The organism is Ensifer sp. 1H6 (assembly GCF_001976035.1).
Taxonomy (GTDB): Bacteria; Pseudomonadota; Alphaproteobacteria; order Rhizobiales; family Rhizobiaceae; genus Ensifer; species Ensifer canadensis.
In genome coordinates this window covers 1-19,611 of record NZ_MOAI01000027.1, presented here as the reverse complement: position 1 = coordinate 19,611, position 19,611 = coordinate 1, and the positions used below count along the sequence as shown (strand labels likewise).

Below are 19,611 nucleotides of genomic sequence, written 5' to 3'. Positions count from 1 at the left end.
TTTCACCTCGAGGAGAAGAGCATGCAGATCAATCGCACAGGATCGGCGAAATGGGCCGGCGGTCTCAAGGACGGTAAGGGTCAGATTTCGACGCAGAGCGGCGCGCTCAAGGAGTATCCGTATGGTTTTGCAGCGCGCTTCGAAGGCGTCGCGGGTACCAACCCGGAGGAACTCATCGGTGCGGCTCACGCCGGTTGCTTTACCATGGCGTTGTCACTGATCCTTGGGGAGGCTGGCCTGACGGCCGACAGCATGGAGACGACCGCCAAGGTCACGCTTGAGTCCGTCGCCGATGGCTTTGCCATCACGGCTATCCACCTGGCGTTGAAGGGCCGTGTGCCGGGCGCGGATCTGGCAAAATTCACTGAGCTGGCAAACAAGGCGAAAGCGGGATGCCCGGTGTCAAAGGCACTTGGTGCGGTTCCGATAACACTCGACGTCAGTTTGGCATGAGAAGCCCGTGTGCGCCGACGACAGCGCCGCGCGTCTTATTGGACGCGCAAAGGTCACTGCAGCACTTTGAATGGCCGCAACTTTATCCTGAAATCGAATTGGATTTAAGGAAACATGCGGTAGGTCGGCGCACGCGGATATCTTCATGCCAGTCGAATTCGATCGCCGGTGCGAACGAACGCGTCTTGTCGCTCAACGCCAACTGAGCGCGGGCGCCACGTGCTTCAGGATCGCCTCGATGACGTGCGCATTGTAGTCGACGCCGAGCTGGTTCGGCACCGTCAGCAGCAGCGTATCGGCTTCGGCGACGGCTTCATCCCCGGCGAGCTGCTTGATGAGCACGTTAGGCTCGGCCGCATAAGACCGGCCGAAGATCGCCCGAGTGTTCTCATCGATGAAGCCGATCGTATCCTGCTCCTTGCCGCTTCGGCCGAAATAGGCACGGTCGCGATCATCGACGATGGCGAAGATGCTGCGGCTGACGGAAACCCTCGGCGTGCGGGTGTGGCCCGCTTCCTTCCACGCCTCCCGGTAGGCGCGGATCTGTGCTGCCTGCTGGACGTGGAACGGCTCGCCGGTCTCGTCGTCCTTCAGGGTCGAACTCTGCAGGTTCATGCCGAGCTTTGCCGCCCAGACGGCCGTGGCGTTCGAACTGGAACCCCACCAGATGCGGTCGCGCAACCCTTCGGAATGGGGCTCGAGGCGCAAAAGTCCTGGCGGGTTCGGGAACATCGGCCGTGGGTTGGGTTGGGCGAAACCGTTGCCTTTCAGTGCTTCGAGAAACACTTCGGCGTGGCTGCGGCCCATATCCGCATCCGACGCGCCGTCCTGCGGCTGGTAACCGAAATATCGCCAGCCATCGATCACCTGTTCCGGCGATCCTCGGCTGAGACCGAGCTGCAGGCGTGAGCCGGAGATCAGGTCGGCGGCACCGGCGTCTTCGGCCATGTAAAGCGGGTTCTCGTAGCGCATATCGATGACGGCCGTGCCGATCTCGATGCGCTTCGTCCTTGCGCCGACGGCAGCCAGAAGCGGGAAGGGGGAGGCAAGCTGCCGGGCAAAGTGATGAACACGGAAATAGGCGCCGTCAGCGCCGAGCTCCTCGGCGGCAACTGCAAGGTCGATGGACTGCAGAAGCGCATCGCCTGCCGAGCGGGTTTGCGACTGGGAGGAGGGGGTCCAATGGCCGAAGGAAAGGAATCCGATTTTCTTCACGATAGTGCCGCCTGCGAATATGTCGTTGATACTCTTCTAGATGGCATAGGACAGGCTCGAGGGACAGCAGTGGAGGGTCGAACGCTGTGTTTCCGATCTGCTCATGAACCACCATGTTGCACCAAGCTCCAAACACTCAACGCTCGTCATCCATATCCAACGCCGCAAGGCCATGGCAGAGTGGAAAGCCGTGACCGTAATGCCCACCTAAATCACGACCCGATGCTCCATTCCGTCCCTTTTCGAACAACGTGACAGAACCTCGGCAGGCTATGAAAAAGGCTCAAGCTGCGGAGGCGGCTCGGGGGAGAAGCCGTGACCTGAAGTTGTGATTTTCGCGGCCCGACGAGACAGCATAGTATATATTAGGCCCCAGGTCGCTTGCGCCGATCGTCTCGTATCGGGAGTTGGTCGCGTACGGTGCCCTTGTGGCAGATTTGACCGTTTCCGGCTCGAAGGGCCACACGAGAGGGATGGGGCTAAATGCGCTGGAACAAGTTGTATGCGCTCAAGAGCTACATGCGGTCCTCGCTGTGGGTCGTGCCTTTCTTCGCGCTCGTTCTGCAGCAAGCCTTCTTCCGCGCAGTGCTTGTATTCGAACTGTGGACAGAATGGGTGCCGATATGGCCCTTGGAGACAGAGGGTACGATTGCAGCGATGCAGGCGATCATCAGCCTGGCGCTTTCGTTCATCGTCTTCACGTTCGGCTCCCTGCTCGTCGCCATTCAGATTGCGAGCGGGCAGCTGACGCCCCGGATTATCGCGACCACGCTGCTGCGCGATAACGTGATCCGTTTCACCGTGGGCTTGTTCATCTTTACTCTTCTCTTTGCCATCGGGGCGATCAGTCGCGTCAGTACGCAGGCCCTGTCTCCCATCATGTGGATCTCGGGGATTCTTGGCGTTCTGTCGCTGGCCGCCTTCCTCTATTTCATCGATTATTCCGCCCGGCTATTACGTCCCGTCAGCATCATTCATCGCGTCGCCGAGCAGGGCTTTGCCGTTATCGAGGCGGTATATCCTGGCCCGCTGTCGGATGCCGACGAGCGACCACAACCGGACGAGCCGTGCGAGAAGCCGGGAAACATCGTTTTGCATGTCGGGTCGTCGGACATCATTCTTGCAGTCGACGTGAAGGCCTTGACCATTCAAGCACATCGAGCGGACGGCGTGATTGAACTTGCTGCGCGCGTCGGCGATTTTGTCTCATCCGGGCAGCCACTGTTCCGCCTCTATGGCGGCGCCAAGGCAATACCAGCCAAAGACCTTCGCAACAGTGTCGTCTTCGGGCGTGAGCGGACCATCGAGCAGGATCCGACCTTCGCCTTCAGGGTTATTGTCGACATCGCCAGCAAGGCGCTTTCGAAGGCTATAAACGACCCGACGACAGCGGTGCTTGCCATTGATCAGTTGCAGCGACTGCTACGCAGCGTTGGTGGGCGCGAACTGAGCAACGAGTACGTCCGCGATGCCCAGGGACGCCTTCGTGTGGTGTTCCCGACGCCGAACTGGGAAGATTTCGTGCAACTTACGTTTCGAGAGATCCGGATCTATGGAGCGGAAAATCTGCAGATCGCAAGGCGGCTGCACGCGATGATCGACGATCTCGAAGCGGTGCTGCCGGAAAGCCGGAAGGATGCGTTGGCCATTGAGCGCAACCTGCTCGACCAGACGATCGACAAGGTCTACCTGCTCCCCGAAGACGCAGCACTCGCGCATATTGCCGATACGCAAGGGCTGGGCGGCTCTCCTAAAGCATGACTGAAATTCGCGCATCCGCATAGCCAGTGTCCGAGACGTCCTGATGGCAGGCGCACGGATCCACCACGCTCCAATCACTCAGCGCTGGTCATCCATATTCACCGCCTCAAGGCCATGGCGGAGTGGAAAGCCGTGACCGTAATGCTTCCCTAAATCCGGTCTCTTCCTGAACTGCCGGCGGTAGCTTGCCGGCGAGATCGAGAAGGCGCGGGTAAAGTGCTGGCGCAGCGATACCGTTGAGCCGAAGCCGGCCATCTCTGCGACCCGGTCGATCGAGCAGGATCCGGTTTCGAGCAACCGTTGCGCGGTCGCCAGCCGCTGGTTCAAGAGCCATTGCGTAAAGGTGGTTCCGGTCGTCTTTCTGAAATGCCGGGTAAAACTGCGCAGGCTCATCCCGGCCCGTGCCGCCAGCTTTTCGAGCGACAATGGCTCGTCCAGATGCTCGATTGCCCAATTGATCGTCGCGCCGAGCTGCGCCTCGCCGGCGGCGGCAGGCATTGGCTTCTCGATATATTGGGTCTGGCCGCCATGCCGGTGCGGCGCCACCACCAGCCGCCGGGCGACGCGGTTGGCGATATCTGCCCCATGATCGCGACGTACGATATGCAGACAGCAGTCGATGGCCGCGGCCGTGCCGGCCGATGTCAGGATGTCACCATCATCGATATAGAGCGCATCCTGATCCAGGGCGACCCGCGGATAGCTTCGTTGGAACTCCTCCGCCCAGGCCCAATGGGTGGATGCCGGTCGCCCGTCCAGCACGCCCGCTTCCGCCAGTACGAATGTACCAAGGCAAAGCCCGACCAGCCGCGCGCCGCGTGCATGGGCGGCCCTGACGCTCCGCAGCAAGGCTTCGGGAGGACGCTCGTCCGGATCCCGCCAGGCCGGCACGATGACGGTGTCGGCCTCCCCCAGGTGGCTCAGATCATGCGTCACTTCAATGCGAAAGCCGGAGCCAGTGGCAACCGACCCGGTATTCTCGCCGCAGATCAACAGGCGATAGCGGGGCGCTCCGAGTTTCAAAAGCTCATCGCCGAACACGATGCAGGGCACCGACAGGTGGAAGGCGCTGATGCGTTCGAAGGCGATGACGGCAACGGTGTGCATCGGCGTGGCGATCCCAATCTAATGAATTGGCCAGAACCTAGCACATATTGTCATTCTGGCCACTTTCGCGAAGCCGCCGCATGCAGGATTTTTCCGCCATCAACAACGATGCGAAAGGACGCTTTCATGATGCAGCACCCCACCATCCGGACCATGGCTGGAGCCACAGCGCCGCAAAGTCTCGATCCTGCCAAGACCGCCCTGCTGGTGATCGACTTTCAGAACGAATATTTCAGCGGCAGGATGCCGATCCCGGATGGCGCAAAGGCGCTCTCCAACGCCAAGCGCCTCATCGAGCGTGCTGATCAGGACGGCATGAAAGTCTATCATGTCCAGCACGTGACACCGGCGGGAAGCCCGGTCTTTGCCGAGGACAGTGCGACCTCCCGGTTCCACGACCAGATCCAGCCATCAGCCAACCATTCGGTGGTGCGCAAATCGTCGGTGAGCGTGTTTCCAACCACCGACATCGACCAGAGGCTGAAACAGGCTGGCGTCGATACGCTCATCATTGCCGGCCTGATGACCCATGCCTGCGTGGCCGGCGCTGCCCGCGATGCCGTCCCCCTCGGCTACAATGTGATCGTGGCCGAAGACGCCTGCGCCACGCGGGACGTCGATACGGCAGATGGGGAGACCGTGTCGCATATTGCGCTGCACCGCGCAGCTCTGGCTTCGATCGACGACACCTTCGGCGACATCGTCACGACCGATCAGCTCCTGGCCCTGCCGCTGACGCGCAAGTGAGACTTGAGCGCGGCTGAGTACGGGGCCTAATGATGGCTCTCCCGATCCCGCAGGAATCCAGGATCGGGAGGGCCATGAGTCCTTCATCTCTCAGCCCGGCTGGAGCGCCACCTTGCGGGAGACGGCGACGAGCGAGGCGCCCAGCAGTGCGGCCAATGCCGCAAACATGAAGACGCCGGCAGGCCCCTGGAGTTCGACGATCAGGCCGCCGAGGATTGCTCCGGTGGAGATGGCGATCTGGAATGTCGTCAGCGTCGCCGCACCAGCGCCTTCCGCCTCGTCGCCGGCGGCCCGACTGATGAAGGACTGGACGCTGACAGGGAGCGCACCGAAGGCGAAGCCCCAGGCGGCCGTCGCTGCGGCTGCAATGCCCGGCAGCACGCCGGCGACCGCAAGCAGGAGCGCGGTGGCAGCGATGCCCGCGGCAGCCAGCGTCATCGACAGGCGCGTGTTGCGCTCCGCCAGGAAGCCGCCGGCGATATTGCCGAAGAAACCGCCGATACCGAATGCGAGCAGGATCGCGGTGATCATTTCGACGTCGAAACGCGGCACCTGCTCAAGATAGGGGCGAATATAGGTGAAGCCGGCAAAATGGCCGGTGACGACCAGCAGGATCGTGGCAAGACCCAGCCGGATCGCCGGGCGCCTGAGAACCCTCACGATCGTGCCAAGGCCGGTGGTTCCGATCGGCGGCAGCGACGGGACGGTCAGTGCCTGGACGATAAAGGTAACCACCCCGACTACGGCTGCCAGCAGGAAAGCATAGCGCCATCCGAGCGTGGCGCCGATCCAGGCGCCGACGGGGGCGGCGCAGACAGTCGCGATCGAGACGCCTGACATCACGATCGCCATGGCGCGGGGCATCAGCCTGGCGGGCACGAGCCGCATGGCGAGCGCCAGCGACATCGCCCAGAAGCCGCCGAGCGCGATACCAAGCAACACGCGGGCCGCAAGCAGGAACGGAAGGTTCGGCGCAAAGCCCGCCATAAGGCTCGAGACGACCAGCAGGCCCGTCAAAGCCAGAAGCACCGTGCGCCGGTCGAACCGGCCTGTGTAGACGACGATCGCCGGGCCGGCGACCGCCGCAACGACAGCAGTGGTGGTCACCGACTGCCCGGCAGCTCCAACGCTGACCCCGAGATCCGCCGACATCGGCGTCAGCAGGCTTGCCGGTAGAAACTCTGCCGTTACCAGGCCGAAGACCCCAAGCGAAAGGGAAACGACAGCGCCCCATCGGGCTTTGTTCCGCTCGTCCGTCGGGGCACCTGATTTCGTCACGACGCCATCCATGATTTTCATCTCCGCGATTGTTAGTGGCGAAAGTAGGCATGACCGTCAGGAGTTTCTATGCTAGAAAATCCAAAAGACTATGCCGTTTGTCCAAACTTGCGGAGCGCCTTATGAGCGATGCATTGACCGAGATTTTGCGCGGGCTGAGGCTCGACGGCGTCGAATACGGGCGTTGCCAACCCTGTGCGCCCTGGGCGACGGCCTATCCGGCACAGGAGCCCGCGCGATTCCATTTTCTGGCTGCGGGCTCGGCCCATCTTCAGACACCGGATGGTGAATGGATGGATCTTGCCCAGGGCGACGCGGTGCTGTTGCCGAGGGGTGACGCGCATGTGCTTGCCAGCAAGCCGGGCATTCCTGCCGTTTCGATAGCCGACCTGCCGAGGCGACAGCTTTGTGACGGCATCATCGATGTGCAATGCCCGTCGACGGACAGCAAGAACCTCATCTTCTTTGCGGTGATGCAGTTCAATGTCGATCGTCTGCATCCTCTCCTGCAGTTGATGCCCGCCGTCATGCGCACGAGCGACCTTGCTGCGAGCGAACCTTCGATACCGGCACTCCTTGAGGCCATGATGCGCGAAGCAGAAATGCAGCGCGTCGGCTCGGGCGGCATTCTCTCGCGGCTTGCCGATGTGCTGACTGCAACGCTCATTCGAACCTGGGTGGAGCATGGCTGCGGCACGGCGACCGGCTGGCTGGCGGCCGTCCGCAATCCGGAGCTCGGGCGCGTCCTTGCCGCGATCCACCTTGAACCTGCGCGGGATTGGAGCGTGCCCGAACTGGCAAAGCTCATGGGTGCGTCACGGTCGGGCTTTGCCCAGCGGTTTGTCGACACCATGGGCGAGACGCCGGCCCGTTATGTTGCGCGCATGCGGATGCACCAGGCGCATCAATGGCTACAGGAAGGACAGCGGGTGGCCCTTGTCGCAGGCCGTCTCGGCTACGATTCGGAGGCCTCGTTCAGCCGCGCCTTCCGCAAGATCATCGGGGCACCACCGAGCCATTACCGAAACAAGAGCGTGGCCAGGGGACAACTGGTTTCCTGAGCCGGCTGCGGTTCAGATCGCGATCGCGCAGGGAGGCTGGTTGAGAGCGGCTTGGAGCGTGACGACGCTTGCTGTCACCCGTTCGCTAAAAGCCGTGAAAAACCATATCGAGAGCGGCGACGATCTCGTCGTGCCGCTCCGATAGATTGGAAACAGGTTCTGCAAGTGCCGATACGGGTATTGCGGCCAGGAACTGAGTGACCAAGGTGTAGCGAACGCCGGATATTTCAAACACGGGATTGAGGCGCTTGGCCGGTTTAGGAGCCGCTTGCATTGGCAATAGCGGGACGACGACACGGGTCTTCAACTCGTCCAGCACATCGGCCTGCACATCAAGCACCAGACCGCCGCCCGGATTGGCATAGACGTCATAACGCGCCATTAGAATTGACGGAACTGCGCCAGCGGCAGGCCATTTGCATCGACGAAGGCGTTCGAGCTCTGCAAAGCCTCGCTATTTTCTTTCTTCCAACGGGCAGCCTTGGCATCGGACACCGCCCTGGCGATCCCTGCCTCGGCAGCGCGAGAAATATTGATGTCGAAATGCCGTGCTTCTGCAAGAAGATCGGCGTCAATCGTCAAATTGGCTGCGCGCTTTGCAGAGGCAGATCGAGCATGCTCGGCCATGATTGTTCTCCTTTTGAGCGATCAATATATGCGCATCTTTCTGCGCATGCAAATACCCGGCCAGACAAGAGGCGATGGCATTGCCGATCGTCAGGAGAGTGGGTGGCGGGCAACCAACGCACCTTGACTTGCAAGCACTTAGCAATAGACTTCAAGGTACGAAGTATCGGGAAAGGGAGGCCATCTATGAACATAGACCTCTCGCGGCGCAGCTTCCTGAAGCTGGCCGGAGCGGGTGTCGTGGCAACTTCCGTCGGAGCACTTGGCTTCGGCGAATCCGAGGCGGCGGAAATCGCGCATGTGCGTGCTTTCAAGCTGAAGACCACGACCGAAACCCGCAACACCTGTCCGTATTGTTCCGTTGCCTGCGGCGTCATCATCTATTCGAAGGGTGACCCTCGAAAAGGCGAGACGGCGGACATTGTGCATATCGAGGGCGATGCCGATCACCCCACCAACCGCGGGACGCTCTGTCCCAAGGGGGCGGCACTCAAGGACTTCGTCAAGTCGCCGACCCGCCTTCAATATCCGATGCTGCGCAAGCCCAGTTCCGATACTTTCGAACGGATCTCCTGGGACGATGCTCTCGATCGCATTGCCCGCCTGATGAAGGACGATCGCGATGCGAACCTGATTGCGGCCAACGCCAAGGGCCTTCCGGTCAATCGCTGGACGACCGTCGGCATGCTGGCGGCGTCTGCAACAACCAATGAAACGGCCTGGGCGACCTTCAAATTCGCCAAGAGCCTGGGAATAGTCGGTTTCGATAATCAGGCACGCGTCTGACACGGCCCTACGGTGGCGAGTCTCGCCCCAACATTTGGCCGTGGAGCAATGACCAACTCCTGGACCGACATCAAGAACACCGACCTCGTCGTCGTCATGGGCGGCAATGCGGCGGAAGCCCACCCCTGCGGCTTCAAATGGGTGACGGAAGCCAAGGCCCATCGCGGTGCAAAGCTGATCGTCGTCGATCCGCGCTATACCCGCACCGCCTCGGTCTCGGACTATTACGCGCCGATCCGCCAGGGAACCGACATCGCGTTCCTAAACGGCGTCATGAAGTATTGCATCGACAACGACAAGGTGCAGTGGGAATACACCAAGGCCTTCACCAACGCAGCCTATCTGGTCAAGGACGGCTTCGCCTATAAGGACGGTCTCTTCACCGGCTATGATGCCGAGAAGCGCGACTACGACCGTTCGACCTGGGACTATGTGCTCGGCGACGATGGCTTCGTCGTCACCGATCCGACGCTGCAGAACCCCCGCTGTGTCTGGAACCTGCTTAAGGAGCATCTGGCGCCCTATACGCCCGAAATGGTCGAGCGCATCTGCGGAACGCCGAAGGAGAAATTCCTCAAGGTCGCCGAGATGATCTCGGAATGTTCGACGCCGACAAAGACGATGACGTCAATGTATGCCCTGGGCTGGACCCAGCATTCGCACGGCTCGCAGAACATCCGCGCCATGGCAATGCTGCAGCTGATCCTCGGCAATATCGGCGTACGCGGCGGTGGCATGAACGCCCTTCGCGGCCACTCCAACATCCAGGGCCTGACCGATCTCGGCCTGATGTCGCACCTGCTCACCGGCTACCTGACGGCGCCGACCGAGAAGGACGAGGATTTCGAGACCTACATGTCGACCCGGCAGTTCAAGCCACTTCGGCCGGGGCAGACAAGCTACTGGCAGAACTACCGCAAGTTCATGGTCTCGTTCCAGAAAGCCATGTGGGGCGATGCCGCGCGGGCCGACAACGACTGGGCCTTCAACTACCTCGCCAAGCTCGACGTGCCATCCTACGATGTGCTGCGCGTGTTCGAGCTGATGCATGCCGGCAAGGTCAACGGCTATCTCTGTCAGGGCTTCAACCCGCTGCTGGCCTTCCCCAATCGTGCCAAGAACACCAAGGCTCTTTCGAACCTGAAGTGGCTTGTCACCATGGATCCGCTGGAAACCGAGACGGCGCGGTTCTGGGAAAACCACGGCGATTTCAATCCGGTCGACACCGCCTCCATCCAGACCGAAGTCATCCAGCTGCCGACAACCTGCTTTGCGGAGGAGGAGGGTTCGCTGACGAACTCCGGCCGCTGGCTGCAGTGGCACTGGGCCGGCGGTACGCCGCCGGGCGAAGCCAAGCACGATACCTACATCATCGCCCAGATCTTCCTCAGAATGCGCGAACTCTACCGGGCGGAAGGTGGCGCCTTCCCCGACCCGATCCTCAACCTATCGTGGGAGTATGCCGACGAGAACGAACCGACGGCAGAAGAACTCGCCCGGGAAATCAACGGTCGAGCATTGAGCGATGTCATGGACACTTCCGACCCGACCAAGGTTCTCGTGCCGGCCGGAAAGCAGGTGGTGAACTTCTCGCAGTTGCGCGACGACGGCTCGACCATGTCCGGCTGCTGGATCTATTCCGGCTGCTTCAACGAGCAGGGCAACAACATGGCTCGGCGGGACAATCAGGATCCCGACGACACCGGCACCTATCTCGGCTGGACCTTCGCCTGGCCGCTCAACCGCCGCACCCTCTACAACCGCGCCTCGGCGGACCTAGAGGGCAAGCCCTGGGATCCGAGCCGCAAGCTGTTGGAATGGGACGGCGCCAAGTGGACCGGCTATGACATTCCCGACATTGCGCCCACGGCCAAGCCTGGAGATGTCGGTCCCTTCATCATGAACCAGGAAGGCACCGCGCGTCTGTTCACCCGCGGACTGATGCGCGACGGCCCGTTCCCCGCGCATATGGAGCCGTTCGAATCGCCCGTTGCCAACGTCTTCAATCCGAAGATGCGCGGCAATCCGGTCAGCCGCATCTTCAAGGACGATGCCGAGCAGCTGGGGCTTTCAGACGAGTTCCCCTACGCCGCCACCTCCTACCGGCTCACCGAGCATTTCCACTTCTGGACCAAGCACAACCGCGTCAACTCGGCGCTGCAGCCGGAGTTCTTCGTGGAAATTTCCGAGGAGCTGGCGCAGGAAAAGGGCATAACCAATGGTGGCTGGGTCAGGGTCTGGTCGAAGCGCGGCGAGATCAAGGCCAAGGCGGTGGTGACCAAGCGCATCCGGCCGCTCATCTGCGACGGCAAGCCGGTCCATGTGGTCGGCATCCCCTTGCATTGGGGCTTCACCGGCTCTGCGAAAAAGGGTTTCGGCCCCAATTCTCTGGTTCCCTTCGTCGGCGACGCCAACATCGAGACGCCTGAGTCCAAGGCTTTCCTCGTCAATATCGAGCCTTCGACGCCGCCAAAGGACAAGGAGGCCACAGTGTGATGGATAGCCCGCGCACAGCCGTCAGCAATCCGCCGGTCCAGCCGATGGAGAGCAACCTCACGCAGCGCGATCTCGTTCGCCGCTCCGCCACGAGCGAGCTGCCGCCGCCGGAGCGGCAGCTAACACCGGTCGCCAAGCTGATCGACGTTTCCAAATGCATCGGCTGCAAGGCCTGCCAATCGGCCTGCATCGAGTGGAACGACACGTATCCGGATATCGAGGAGAATGTCGGGGTCTATACGAACCCGCACGATCTCACCGAGAACATGTTCACGCTGATGCGGTTTACCGAATGGGTGAACCCCGAAACGGACAATCTGGAGTGGCTGATCCGCAAGGACGGCTGCATGCATTGCGCCGATCCGGGCTGTCTCAAGGCATGTCCTTCACCCGGCGCGATCGTGCAATATTCCAACGGCATCGTCGACTTCATCCATGAAAACTGCATCGGCTGCGGCTACTGCGTGAAGGGCTGCCCGTTCAACATTCCGCGCATTTCGAAGGCCGATCATCGCGCCTACAAATGCACGCTCTGTTCCGATCGCGTCGCAATGGGGCAGGGCCCCGCCTGCGCCAAGGCTTGCCCGACACAGGCGATCGTGTTCGGTACCAAGGACGACATGATGAAGCATGCCGACGAACGTATCGCCGATCTCAAATCGCGCGGATACGCCAATGCCGGCCTCTACGATCCTCCCGGCGTCGGTGGGACCCATGTCATGTATGTCCTGCATCACAACGACAAGCCGCATATTTACGCCGACCTGCCTGATGACCCGAAGATTTCCGCCGTCATCGAGGCCTGGAAGGGCGTGACCAAATATACCGGCCTTGCGGCGATGGGGCTGGCGGCTGCGGGCGCGATCCTGCACGGCCTTTTCGGCAAGGCGAACCGGGTCGCACCTGAAGACGAGGTCAGTGCCGAAAAGCTCGTCGAGGAAGCCGAGGATCTCAGGGAGGGTGCCTGATGGCCAGGCCGAACGACATCCAGTCCGAAGACGCGATCCATCGCGGCCCGCCGGTGACTGTCGGTCGTTATGGACCCGGCAAGCGCCTCAACCATTGGATCACCGCTTCCTGCCTGATCCTGCTTCTGCTGTCCGGCCTCTCGATGTTCCATCCGTCGCTGTTCTTCCTGACGGATCTGTTCGGTGGCGGTCAGAACACGCGCATGCTGCATCCCTGGATCGGGGTCGTTCTGTTCCTGAGCTTCTTCATTTTCTTCGCCCAACTCTGGCGGGCCAACCTGCCGAACCGCACCGACGCGCAGTGGGTGTCGCAGATCGGCGACGTGGTCAAAGGCCATGAGGAGCGGCTGCCCGAGATCGGCAAGTACAATGCCGGACAGAAGTTCATCTTCTGGGGCATGGCGTTCTTCATCATCGTGCTGATCGTCAGCGGTATCATCATCTGGGACCAGTATTTTGGCGAGGCCACACCCATCGACGTGAGGCGCATTGCCATGCTGACCCATTCCGTTTCCGCGGTGCTGATCATTCTCATCTTCATCCTGCATGTCTATGCCGCGATCTGGACCCGCGGTACGCTGCGGGCGATGACGCGGGGTTCGGTCACCGGCGGCTGGGCCTGGCGGCACCATCGCAAATGGCTGAAGGAACTTGCTGGACGGGGCCGGATTGATCCTGCAGAATAACGACATAACAGCGGTGGCCGGTCGGCCCGCGAGGTGCAATGTCGATATCGTCCGTGCAGCCCGATCCCGGGATGATCGGTGGAATTCCCAAGGCTCCCTTCGTCTTGATGTCCAATCTGACGCGCCTTTTCGGGGATCGCGCCCAGCGTTTCCAAGTGCTGTCGGAAAGCAGCCGGCTTGCTCCCTACTTACGCTTCCTTGCAGGCATCGCAGCGATCCAGGACGACCTCCTGTCCAGTCTACCGCCGTTGCAGGCGATTTCCGCAGAACAGCGCGAGCGGGCGCGCGACAATGCGATGCCGCCGATCGATCGCTCGGCCATGGGCGCTTCTGCCGAGTGCCGGGACACGGTCCGACAGTTCCTTGCGCGGGTGGAGCAACTGGAAATGCCAAAGGCCGCGGCCGAAGCGCTTGCCCAGATCATTGCCGCTGACGACGAGGCGCTGGCGTGGATGATCGACAATATCGCCGCCGACAATCTGCCGCTCGATAGCCTTGCGCACCATCTTTTCGTTGCCGCGGCCGTGCAGGTCCATGCGACACGCCTGGCCGCGGGGCTCGATCCTGGTCGCCTCGTGCCGGTCAGCATCGGCGTCTGTCCCGCCTGCGGCGGCAGGCCCGTCGCTTCGCTCGTCGTCGGTTTCCACGGCGCGGAAGGAACCCGCTACGCGGTATGCGCCTGCTGCTCGACCAAATGGAACGAGGTCCGGGTAAAATGCCTCTCCTGCGGCTCGACCAAGGGCATAGGATACCGCGCGGTCGAAACCGGTGATGAAGAGGCCACGGTTAAGGCAGAGGTTTGCGACAGCTGCCATAGCTGGACGAAGATCATGTATCAGAACAGGAACCCGGCACTCGATGCCGTGGCCGACGATATCGGCAGTCTCGGCCTCGACGCGCTGATGAAGGATACCGGATACAAACGCGCGGGCTTCAATCCATTCCTGGTGGGGTATTGACGGGATGGCCGGGCTTGCCGAACTCCGCACCCTGCCGTCCGTCGACCAGATGTTGAAGGCGCCGGCCGTCGCGCCGCTTGTCGAGCGGCATGGTCGTGTCGTCGTGACCGAAGAGCTGCGCCTCGTGCTCGGCGAAATCCGCGAGATGGTTCGCAGTGGCGGCTTGCCCCCCGATGCGGACGGCGTCATGGCCTCACTTATGAGCCGGCTCGACTATCGGGATCGCTCCAATCTGCGCCCGCTCTTCAATCTCACCGGCACCGTGCTGCACACCAATCTTGGCCGTGCCCTCCTGGCCGAGGAGGCGATTGCCGCTGCCGTCGATGCGATGCGAGAGGCGGCGGCACTGGAGTTCGATCTCGACACCGGCCGGCGCGGCGAGCGCGACTGCCACCTGCGTGACCTGCTTTGCGAGCTGACGGGCGCCGAGGATGCGACGATCGTCAACAACAATGCTGCCGCCGTGCTGATTGCGCTGGGTACCGTTGGCGGCGGACGGCAGGCGATCGTCTCACGCGGCGAACTGATCGAGATCGGCGGCGCGTTCCGCATGCCCGATATCATGGAGCGCGCAGGTGTGGCGCTCGTCGAGGTCGGCACCACGAACCGCACCCATGCCAGGGATTATCGTCGGGCGATCGGCCCCGAAACCGCGCTCATCCTCAAGGTGCACACGTCGAATTACCGGATCGAAGGGTTCACGGCCGAAGTCTCCGGTGCCGACCTTGCAGAGATCGCGCACGAAGCCGGGCTGGTTCTCCTCAACGATCTCGGCTCCGGGACGCTTGTCGACCTCCGGCGCTACAGCCTTGGCAAGGAGCCGACCGTTCGCGAAGCCGTGGCCGAAGGTGCAGATCTCGTTACATTTTCGGGCGACAAACTGCTGGGTGGCCCGCAGGCCGGCTTTATCGTCGGTCGCCGCGATCTGATCGCCGCGATCAACCGCAATCCGTTGAAGCGGGCCTTGCGGGTCGACAAGATCCGCATCGCGGCGACGGCCGCGACGTTGAAGCTATACCGCGACCCGGATCGGCTCGCAGCGCGGCTGCCCACCCTTCGCATGCTGGCGCGTCCGCAACACGAGATCCGCGCGCAGGCGGAACGGCTCGCGCCCGAGGTGGCGAGACTTCTTGCCTCGAGCGGACATCGGGTGGAAATCTGCCACTGTTCGAGCCAGATCGGTTCGGGCGCGCTGCCGGTCGACACGATCCAAAGCGCCGGCCTCCGGATCGAGGCTGCAAGCGGCAGCGCGCTCGAAGCGCTCGCGGCGCTTTTCCGTTCGCTTTCGCGCCCGATATTGGGGCGTCTGCAGGACGGGGCGCTCATCCTCGATCTTCGCTGTCTTTCCGACGAGAGCGAGTTCCTGAAAAGCCTCTCCGAGGGCGTCGGACATGCACTGGCTTGACCGTTTGACAGGGCGTATGCCCGAGGCGGCGTCGGACGCCGATGAGATGACACAAGCCCTGACTGCCGCCCGGAACGGCGACTATGAGACCGCCCTGCGCCTATGGGAGCCCCTGGCGCAATCCGGCGTCGCGCGGGCACAGAACAATATCGGCGCCTGTTTTGCCGAGGGGCTCGGCGTGCCGCAGGATCGGGCCCTGGCGGGCAAATGGCTGCGGCTGGCGGCCGAAGCGGGCGATCCCGTCGGCGAGCGCAACTATGCAGCCTTCCACATGCAGGACGCGGATGGCGATTATAGTATTGCCGCCGACTACTATCACCGCGCCGCCGAGAAGGGCGACGCGCCGGCACAGGACATGCTGAGCTGGATGCTGCTCGAAGGCGAAATCATGCCGTCCGATCCGGTCGAGGCGCGCCACTGGGCGGAACGTGCCGCTGAAGCGGGCATTGCTTCGTCGATGACCCGGCTCGGCATGCTCTATCACAACGCTTCGGGTGTCGATCGCGATCCGAAGAGGGCCGTCGATTGGTGGCGCCGCGGCGCCATGGCGGGCGATGCCGACGCGCAGGCGATGCTTGGCGCCGCCTGTCACATGGGCGCCGGCACGGCCCGCGACGGCGTCGCGGCATTCGTCTGGCTGATCCGCGCGACCAATGGGGGCAGTGCCCTGGCGCAACCCTTCATCGGGCCGGTGCGCCAGAGCTTGTCGCCCGGCGAGATCGGCATCGCCGAGAGGCGCGCGCTTGAGCCCCCGGCGGAGGCGCGACCATGATCGTCGGAACCGCCGGTCATATCGACCACGGCAAGACCAGTCTGGTGAAAGCCTTGACCGGCGTCGATACCGATCGCCTCAAGGAGGAGAAGGCACGCGGCATCACCATCGATCTCGGCTTTGCCTATGCGAAATTTGCCGAAGCGGTCACCGGCTTTGTCGATGTGCCGGGCCATGAGCGTTTCATCCATACGATGCTCGCCGGTGCCGGTGGCATCGACTTCGCCCTCCTCGTCGTTGCGGCGGATGACGGCATCAAGCCGCAGACGCTCGAACACCTGGCCATTCTCGATCTGCTCGGCATCGAAAGGGGATTGGTCGCGATCACCAAGGCCGATCTTGCCGATGCGGAGCGATTGCTGGGGCTCAGTGTCGAGATCGGCAATATGCTTTCGGCAACGGGCCTTCGCACCGCCGAAATCCTTCCCGTGTCCACCGCCACGGGCCTCGGTATCGCCGATCTCAGAGACCGCCTGGCCGAGGCCGAAAGGGCAACCGTGAAAGCAAATGCGGCGGGCCGGTTTCGGTTTTCGGTCGATCGCAGCTTCATTCTCTCGGGCGCCGGAACGGTGGTGACGGGAACGGTCCTTTCCGGTTCGGTTGCGGTCGGCGACAACGTAATGATTTCGCCATCCGGACAAGGGGCGCGCGTGCGCTCGATCCATGCCCAGGACCAGCGGTCGGAACGCGGGGTCGCGGGTCAACGCTGCGCGCTCAATCTGGTGGGAGACGGCATCTCCAAGGACAAGGTCGGCCGCGGCGACATGGTGCTCGATCCCTATCTGCATGCGCCGACCACACGCATCGATGCGGGCCTGTTTGTGCTCAAGGGTGAGCCGAAGCCGATCAGCGAGTGGTTTTCCGCGCGCCTGCATCATGGCAGTGCTGAAGTCGGGGTCCGTATTGTGCCGCTTGAAAACCCTGTAGGTCCCGGCGAGCGGGCGAAGGTCCAGCTTGTTCTCGATCGGCCGATCGCCGCCGCGGTCGGTGATCGCTACATCCTGCGCGACGTTTCCGCCCGGCGCACCATCGGAGGCGGGCGGCTTCTCGATCTGCGTGCGCCATTGCGCAAGCGCCGGACACCCGAGCGGATAGCCTATCTCGATGCGGCAGGCGTTGCGGAAACGGGCCCGGCCCTTGCCGCGCATCTGGAAGCGCCGCCCTATATCGTCGATCTCGATGCCTTCGCGCGCAATAGGGCCGTATCGGAGGAGGAGCTACGCGAGGCCGTCGAGTTATCCCACGCCATCGTGATCGAGGCCGGGCATGTGCGCCATGCCTTGTCTGTGTCGCTGTTGGACGACCTGTCGAAGGACGTCGGACGAATTCTCGCCGATTTCCATGTCGAAAATCCGGATCTGCAAGGCATCGGCCGAGAGCGCCTGCGCCTGCAGGTGACGCCGCGATTGCCGATGCCTGCCTTTCTCTTCCTGCTCAGGCAGGAACAGGCCGCCGGACGCCTCGTACTCGAGGGCGCCTTCGTTCGCCTGCCGGGCCATGAGGTTCGTTTAAGCGAGAGCGAGGAGGCGTTACTTGGCAAAATCTTGCCGCATCTCGAAGGAGAGGAGCGCTTTCGCCCGCCGCGCGTGCGCGACCTTGCAGACGTGCTCGGCGTCGACGAGCGGGAGATCCGGCGCGTGCTCAAACTATGGGCGAGGCTCGGACGTGTCGATGAGATCCGGCACGATCATTTCTTCATCCGTTCCACCACCGCAGAAATGGTTGAAATCATAAGGGATATCGCGGGCAAGGCCGAACGGGGCGAATTTGCCGCCGGTCTCTTTCGGGATCGCGTGAACAGCGGTAGAAAGGTGGCGATCGAGATCCTGGAGTTCTTCGATCGCCAGGGAGTGACGCTTCGGCGCGGCGACATCCGGCGCGCCAATCCCCACAGGCTCGACCTTTATGACGGAGCCACGCCCGAGGCGAAGCAAGGAAGAGATTCGTCCCCGGTGGGGCGTCCGGACTTCAAATCCGGGTGGGGCAGCGAGGCTGTCTTGGGTGGGTTCGACTCCCATTCTCTTCCGCCATCGGGAGATCGCTGATGGCTCATGCGCCCTGCAGCACCGACTTCGATGACTGGATCGTTTCCACCTATGGCGAGGCTGGCGCTTTCACCATGCTCTTCGTCCTGCTGGCGATCGGCGAGACCCGTTTAGACCTCCTGCGCTCGGCCTATCTTCACGTCGTCGGCGACGACACCCGATGGCAGGATATGGCCGCTCTTTTCGCCGGCGCCGGCGTCAAGTGGTCCGGCGTCGTGTTTTACCGCGCCGGCCCGGAGGGTCTTGTCGAAGACCATGTCGCCAGGGGACGGCTTGCCTCTCTGGTTCGCAATCTCAACGAGGACCGCTCACTGATCCGCGAGGGCGAGTTCTTCAATGTCGACGGATTGCGGCTGTCGATTGAGGAGATCAAGCCCCATTGATCTCCAGTCTCGGTCTTGTCCCGTTCGGCAATAGCGGTTCACGGCCTTTGTGCTGAAGGCTGAGTGCAATCATGCGCAGGCTAGCAACCGTTTTTCTTGATATCCTCGGGCGTCATTGCGAGATCGAGGCCACGCGCGGTCGGTGGTTGCCATGTCGGGGAGTCCTCGGACGCGCCTTGCGGATTTGTACCGATAAGGGCGCCGCCTGTTCCGCCGGTCCAGCCGGTCGAGCCGGCGTTGCCGGGTGCTGTACCATCCGCGCTCAAACGGTCGGGCTCCGTCGCCGGGTCCGCCTTCCCGGCGGTCGCATCGCATCCGGTGTTGGCATCGTTCTCCTGCGAATGTGCAGGGACAGTCATGCCCAGACAGGCGAGGAAGAGAGCGGTGGCAAGGGCAAATCGGGGATCGCGCATGGCATTCTCCAATGAAAGAACACAAGGGGCAAAACGCCTTGAACTGGCGGCTTTTCCTTGGGTTCGGTTTCGTTCTGACCGGCTTTTTGCCGATCGGCTCAATGTTCTTCCTTCCGCTGGACAGGGCCGTCCTTCGGTTCTGAACCAGTCTCCAATGCGTGACCCTGATGCCTTGGCTTCGGTCACAGAGTGGCGTTCGGCTCCCGGTTTCCCATTCTCCTTAAGGAGCGCAGCCCGGACCTGCCGGGCTCGCTAAAGCCATCAGGACAACCGGGATATCGTCGACGCGCCTCCCATCGTGCTTTCGCCGCGCGGCTCATAGGCGCGCTGGTCACGCAGGATCTGGAAGGCGATCGTCAAAAGCTTGCGCGCGATCGCTACACGCGCCTTGTTGGTTCCTCTGATCTTCAGATGCTCGTACTGGTCATGAAGTTGCGCATCGCTGGCGA

General features: G+C 62.3%; 17 protein-coding genes, 1 tRNA gene and 2 pseudogenes. 13 read left to right on the top strand and 7 right to left on the bottom strand.

Annotated elements, in window-relative coordinates:
- The first annotated feature begins 21 nt into the window (after positions 1–21).
- Positions 22–453, top strand: coding sequence for an OsmC family protein (locus tag BKP54_RS26170; protein WP_025429705.1), 432 nt, complete (start codon positions 22–24; stop codon positions 451–453).
- A 192-nt stretch (positions 454–645) separates the two neighbouring features.
- Here BKP54_RS26170 and BKP54_RS26165 read toward each other — a convergent pair whose 3' ends face one another.
- Complete coding sequence (locus BKP54_RS26165) at positions 646–1,668, bottom strand: LLM class flavin-dependent oxidoreductase (RefSeq protein ID WP_025429706.1); 1,023 nt, start codon at positions 1,666–1,668, stop codon at positions 646–648.
- Between the two features lie 483 nt (positions 1,669–2,151).
- Between BKP54_RS26165 and BKP54_RS26160 the strand changes: the two genes are divergently transcribed.
- Entirely contained in the window at positions 2,152–3,429 is a 1,278-nt protein-coding gene (locus BKP54_RS26160; protein WP_025429707.1) for a DUF2254 domain-containing protein, read from the top strand.
- 78 nt (positions 3,430–3,507) lie between these two features.
- Here BKP54_RS26160 and BKP54_RS26155 read toward each other — a convergent pair whose 3' ends face one another.
- On the bottom strand, positions 3,508–4,536 hold the full coding sequence (locus BKP54_RS26155) for a helix-turn-helix domain-containing protein (protein WP_082571753.1): 1,029 nt from the start codon (positions 4,534–4,536) through the stop codon (positions 3,508–3,510).
- A gap of 126 nt (positions 4,537–4,662) precedes the next feature.
- Here BKP54_RS26155 and BKP54_RS26150 point away from each other — a divergent pair, with 126 nt between their 5' ends.
- A complete protein-coding gene (locus BKP54_RS26150) occupies positions 4,663–5,283 on the top strand; it encodes a cysteine hydrolase (protein ID WP_198956877.1) in 621 nt (206 codons plus the stop codon).
- Between the two features lie 90 nt (positions 5,284–5,373).
- Here BKP54_RS26150 and BKP54_RS26145 read toward each other — a convergent pair whose 3' ends face one another.
- Positions 5,374–6,573 (bottom strand): MFS transporter, encoded by a 1,200-nt coding sequence (locus BKP54_RS26145; RefSeq protein WP_025429709.1) that lies wholly within the window; start codon positions 6,571–6,573, stop codon positions 5,374–5,376.
- Between the two features lie 110 nt (positions 6,574–6,683).
- On the opposite strand from BKP54_RS26145, the gene BKP54_RS26140 reads away from it, so the two are divergent.
- Positions 6,684–7,622, top strand: a complete 939-nt coding sequence (locus BKP54_RS26140) for an AraC family transcriptional regulator (protein WP_025429710.1) — start codon at positions 6,684–6,686, stop codon at positions 7,620–7,622.
- Between the two features lie 85 nt (positions 7,623–7,707).
- On the opposite strand, the gene BKP54_RS26135 is transcribed toward BKP54_RS26140, so the two are convergent.
- Positions 7,708–8,004 carry a CcdB family protein gene (locus tag BKP54_RS26135; protein WP_084815159.1) on the bottom strand — a complete coding sequence of 99 codons (297 nt, stop codon included), beginning with the start codon at positions 8,002–8,004 and terminating at the stop codon, positions 7,708–7,710.
- Entirely contained in the window at positions 8,004–8,249 is a 246-nt protein-coding gene (locus tag BKP54_RS26130; RefSeq protein ID WP_025429712.1) for a type II toxin-antitoxin system CcdA family antitoxin, read from the bottom strand. The genes BKP54_RS26135 and BKP54_RS26130 overlap by 1 nt, the downstream gene beginning before the upstream one ends.
- Before the next feature lie 186 nt (positions 8,250–8,435).
- On the opposite strand from BKP54_RS26130, the gene fdnG reads away from it, so the two are divergent.
- The 9 genes and pseudogenes from fdnG to BKP54_RS26090 all read left to right on the top strand — a co-directional run bounded on the left by fdnG (position 8,436) and on the right by BKP54_RS26090 (position 18,749).
- A complete protein-coding gene (fdnG, locus tag BKP54_RS26125; RefSeq protein WP_084815158.1) occupies positions 8,436–11,531 on the top strand; it encodes a formate dehydrogenase-N subunit alpha in 3,096 nt (1,031 codons plus the stop codon).
- Positions 11,528–12,499: a formate dehydrogenase subunit beta gene (fdxH, locus tag BKP54_RS26120; RefSeq protein WP_025429715.1), complete on the top strand. Its 972-nt coding sequence runs from the start codon at positions 11,528–11,530 to the stop codon at positions 12,497–12,499. Before fdnG ends, fdxH begins: the two co-directional genes overlap by 4 nt.
- Positions 12,499–13,185, top strand: coding sequence for a formate dehydrogenase subunit gamma (locus BKP54_RS26115; protein WP_084815157.1), 687 nt, complete (start codon positions 12,499–12,501; stop codon positions 13,183–13,185). Before fdxH ends, BKP54_RS26115 begins: the two co-directional genes overlap by 1 nt.
- 38 nt (positions 13,186–13,223) lie before the next feature.
- A complete protein-coding gene (gene fdhE / locus BKP54_RS26110) occupies positions 13,224–14,144 on the top strand; it encodes a formate dehydrogenase accessory protein FdhE (RefSeq protein ID WP_084815156.1) in 921 nt (306 codons plus the stop codon).
- 4 nt (positions 14,145–14,148) lie between these two features.
- The gene (gene selA, locus BKP54_RS26105) at positions 14,149–15,549 is read left to right on the top strand and encodes an L-seryl-tRNA(Sec) selenium transferase (RefSeq protein WP_025429718.1); all 1,401 of its coding nucleotides are present in this window, start codon (positions 14,149–14,151) and stop codon (positions 15,547–15,549) included.
- Positions 15,536–16,321: a tetratricopeptide repeat protein gene (locus tag BKP54_RS26100; protein ID WP_084815155.1), complete on the top strand. Its 786-nt coding sequence runs from the start codon at positions 15,536–15,538 to the stop codon at positions 16,319–16,321. The genes selA and BKP54_RS26100 overlap by 14 nt, the downstream gene beginning before the upstream one ends.
- Positions 16,318–18,141, top strand: a pseudogene (gene selB, locus BKP54_RS26095) (selenocysteine-specific translation elongation factor); the annotation flags it as partial. The gene BKP54_RS26100 and the pseudogene selB, both read left to right, overlap by 4 nt.
- Before the next feature lie 114 nt (positions 18,142–18,255).
- A tRNA-Sec gene (locus BKP54_RS35925) sits at positions 18,256–18,351 on the top strand.
- A gap of 14 nt (positions 18,352–18,365) precedes the next feature.
- Positions 18,366–18,749, top strand: a complete 384-nt coding sequence (locus BKP54_RS26090; RefSeq protein ID WP_084815153.1) for a hypothetical protein — start codon at positions 18,366–18,368, stop codon at positions 18,747–18,749.
- An 80-nt stretch (positions 18,750–18,829) separates the two neighbouring features.
- On the opposite strand, the gene BKP54_RS26085 is transcribed toward BKP54_RS26090, so the two are convergent.
- Together BKP54_RS26085 and BKP54_RS26080 are read right to left on the bottom strand one after the other, a co-directional pair.
- The gene (locus BKP54_RS26085; protein ID WP_025429722.1) at positions 18,830–19,162 is read right to left on the bottom strand and encodes a hypothetical protein; all 333 of its coding nucleotides are present in this window, start codon (positions 19,160–19,162) and stop codon (positions 18,830–18,832) included.
- Between the two features lie 261 nt (positions 19,163–19,423).
- Positions 19,424–19,611: pseudogene (locus BKP54_RS26080) on the bottom strand (IS110 family transposase); the annotation flags it as partial.

Coding starts and splice junctions, on each gene's coding strand:
- BKP54_RS26170 (WP_025429705.1), top strand. CDS start 22: ATGCAGATCAATCGCACAGGATCGGCGAAATGGGCCGGCGGTCTCAAG.
- BKP54_RS26160 (WP_025429707.1), top strand. CDS start 2,152: ATGCGCTGGAACAAGTTGTATGCGCTCAAGAGCTACATGCGGTCCTCG.
- BKP54_RS26155 (WP_082571753.1), bottom strand. CDS start 4,536: ATGCACACCGTTGCCGTCATCGCCTTCGAACGCATCAGCGCCTTCCAC.
- BKP54_RS26150 (WP_198956877.1), top strand. CDS start 4,663: ATGATGCAGCACCCCACCATCCGGACCATGGCTGGAGCCACAGCGCCG.
- BKP54_RS26145 (WP_025429709.1), bottom strand. CDS start 6,573: ATGGATGGCGTCGTGACGAAATCAGGTGCCCCGACGGACGAGCGGAAC.
- BKP54_RS26140 (WP_025429710.1), top strand. CDS start 6,684: ATGAGCGATGCATTGACCGAGATTTTGCGCGGGCTGAGGCTCGACGGC.
- BKP54_RS26135 (WP_084815159.1), bottom strand. CDS start 8,004: ATGGCGCGTTATGACGTCTATGCCAATCCGGGCGGCGGTCTGGTGCTT.
- BKP54_RS26130 (WP_025429712.1), bottom strand. CDS start 8,249: ATGGCCGAGCATGCTCGATCTGCCTCTGCAAAGCGCGCAGCCAATTTG.
- BKP54_RS26115 (WP_084815157.1), top strand. CDS start 12,499: ATGGCCAGGCCGAACGACATCCAGTCCGAAGACGCGATCCATCGCGGC.
- fdhE (WP_084815156.1), top strand. CDS start 13,224: ATGTCGATATCGTCCGTGCAGCCCGATCCCGGGATGATCGGTGGAATT.
- selA (WP_025429718.1), top strand. CDS start 14,149: ATGGCCGGGCTTGCCGAACTCCGCACCCTGCCGTCCGTCGACCAGATG.
- BKP54_RS26100 (WP_084815155.1), top strand. CDS start 15,536: ATGCACTGGCTTGACCGTTTGACAGGGCGTATGCCCGAGGCGGCGTCG.
- BKP54_RS26090 (WP_084815153.1), top strand. CDS start 18,366: ATGGCTCATGCGCCCTGCAGCACCGACTTCGATGACTGGATCGTTTCC.
- BKP54_RS26085 (WP_025429722.1), bottom strand. CDS start 19,162: ATGCGCGATCCCCGATTTGCCCTTGCCACCGCTCTCTTCCTCGCCTGT.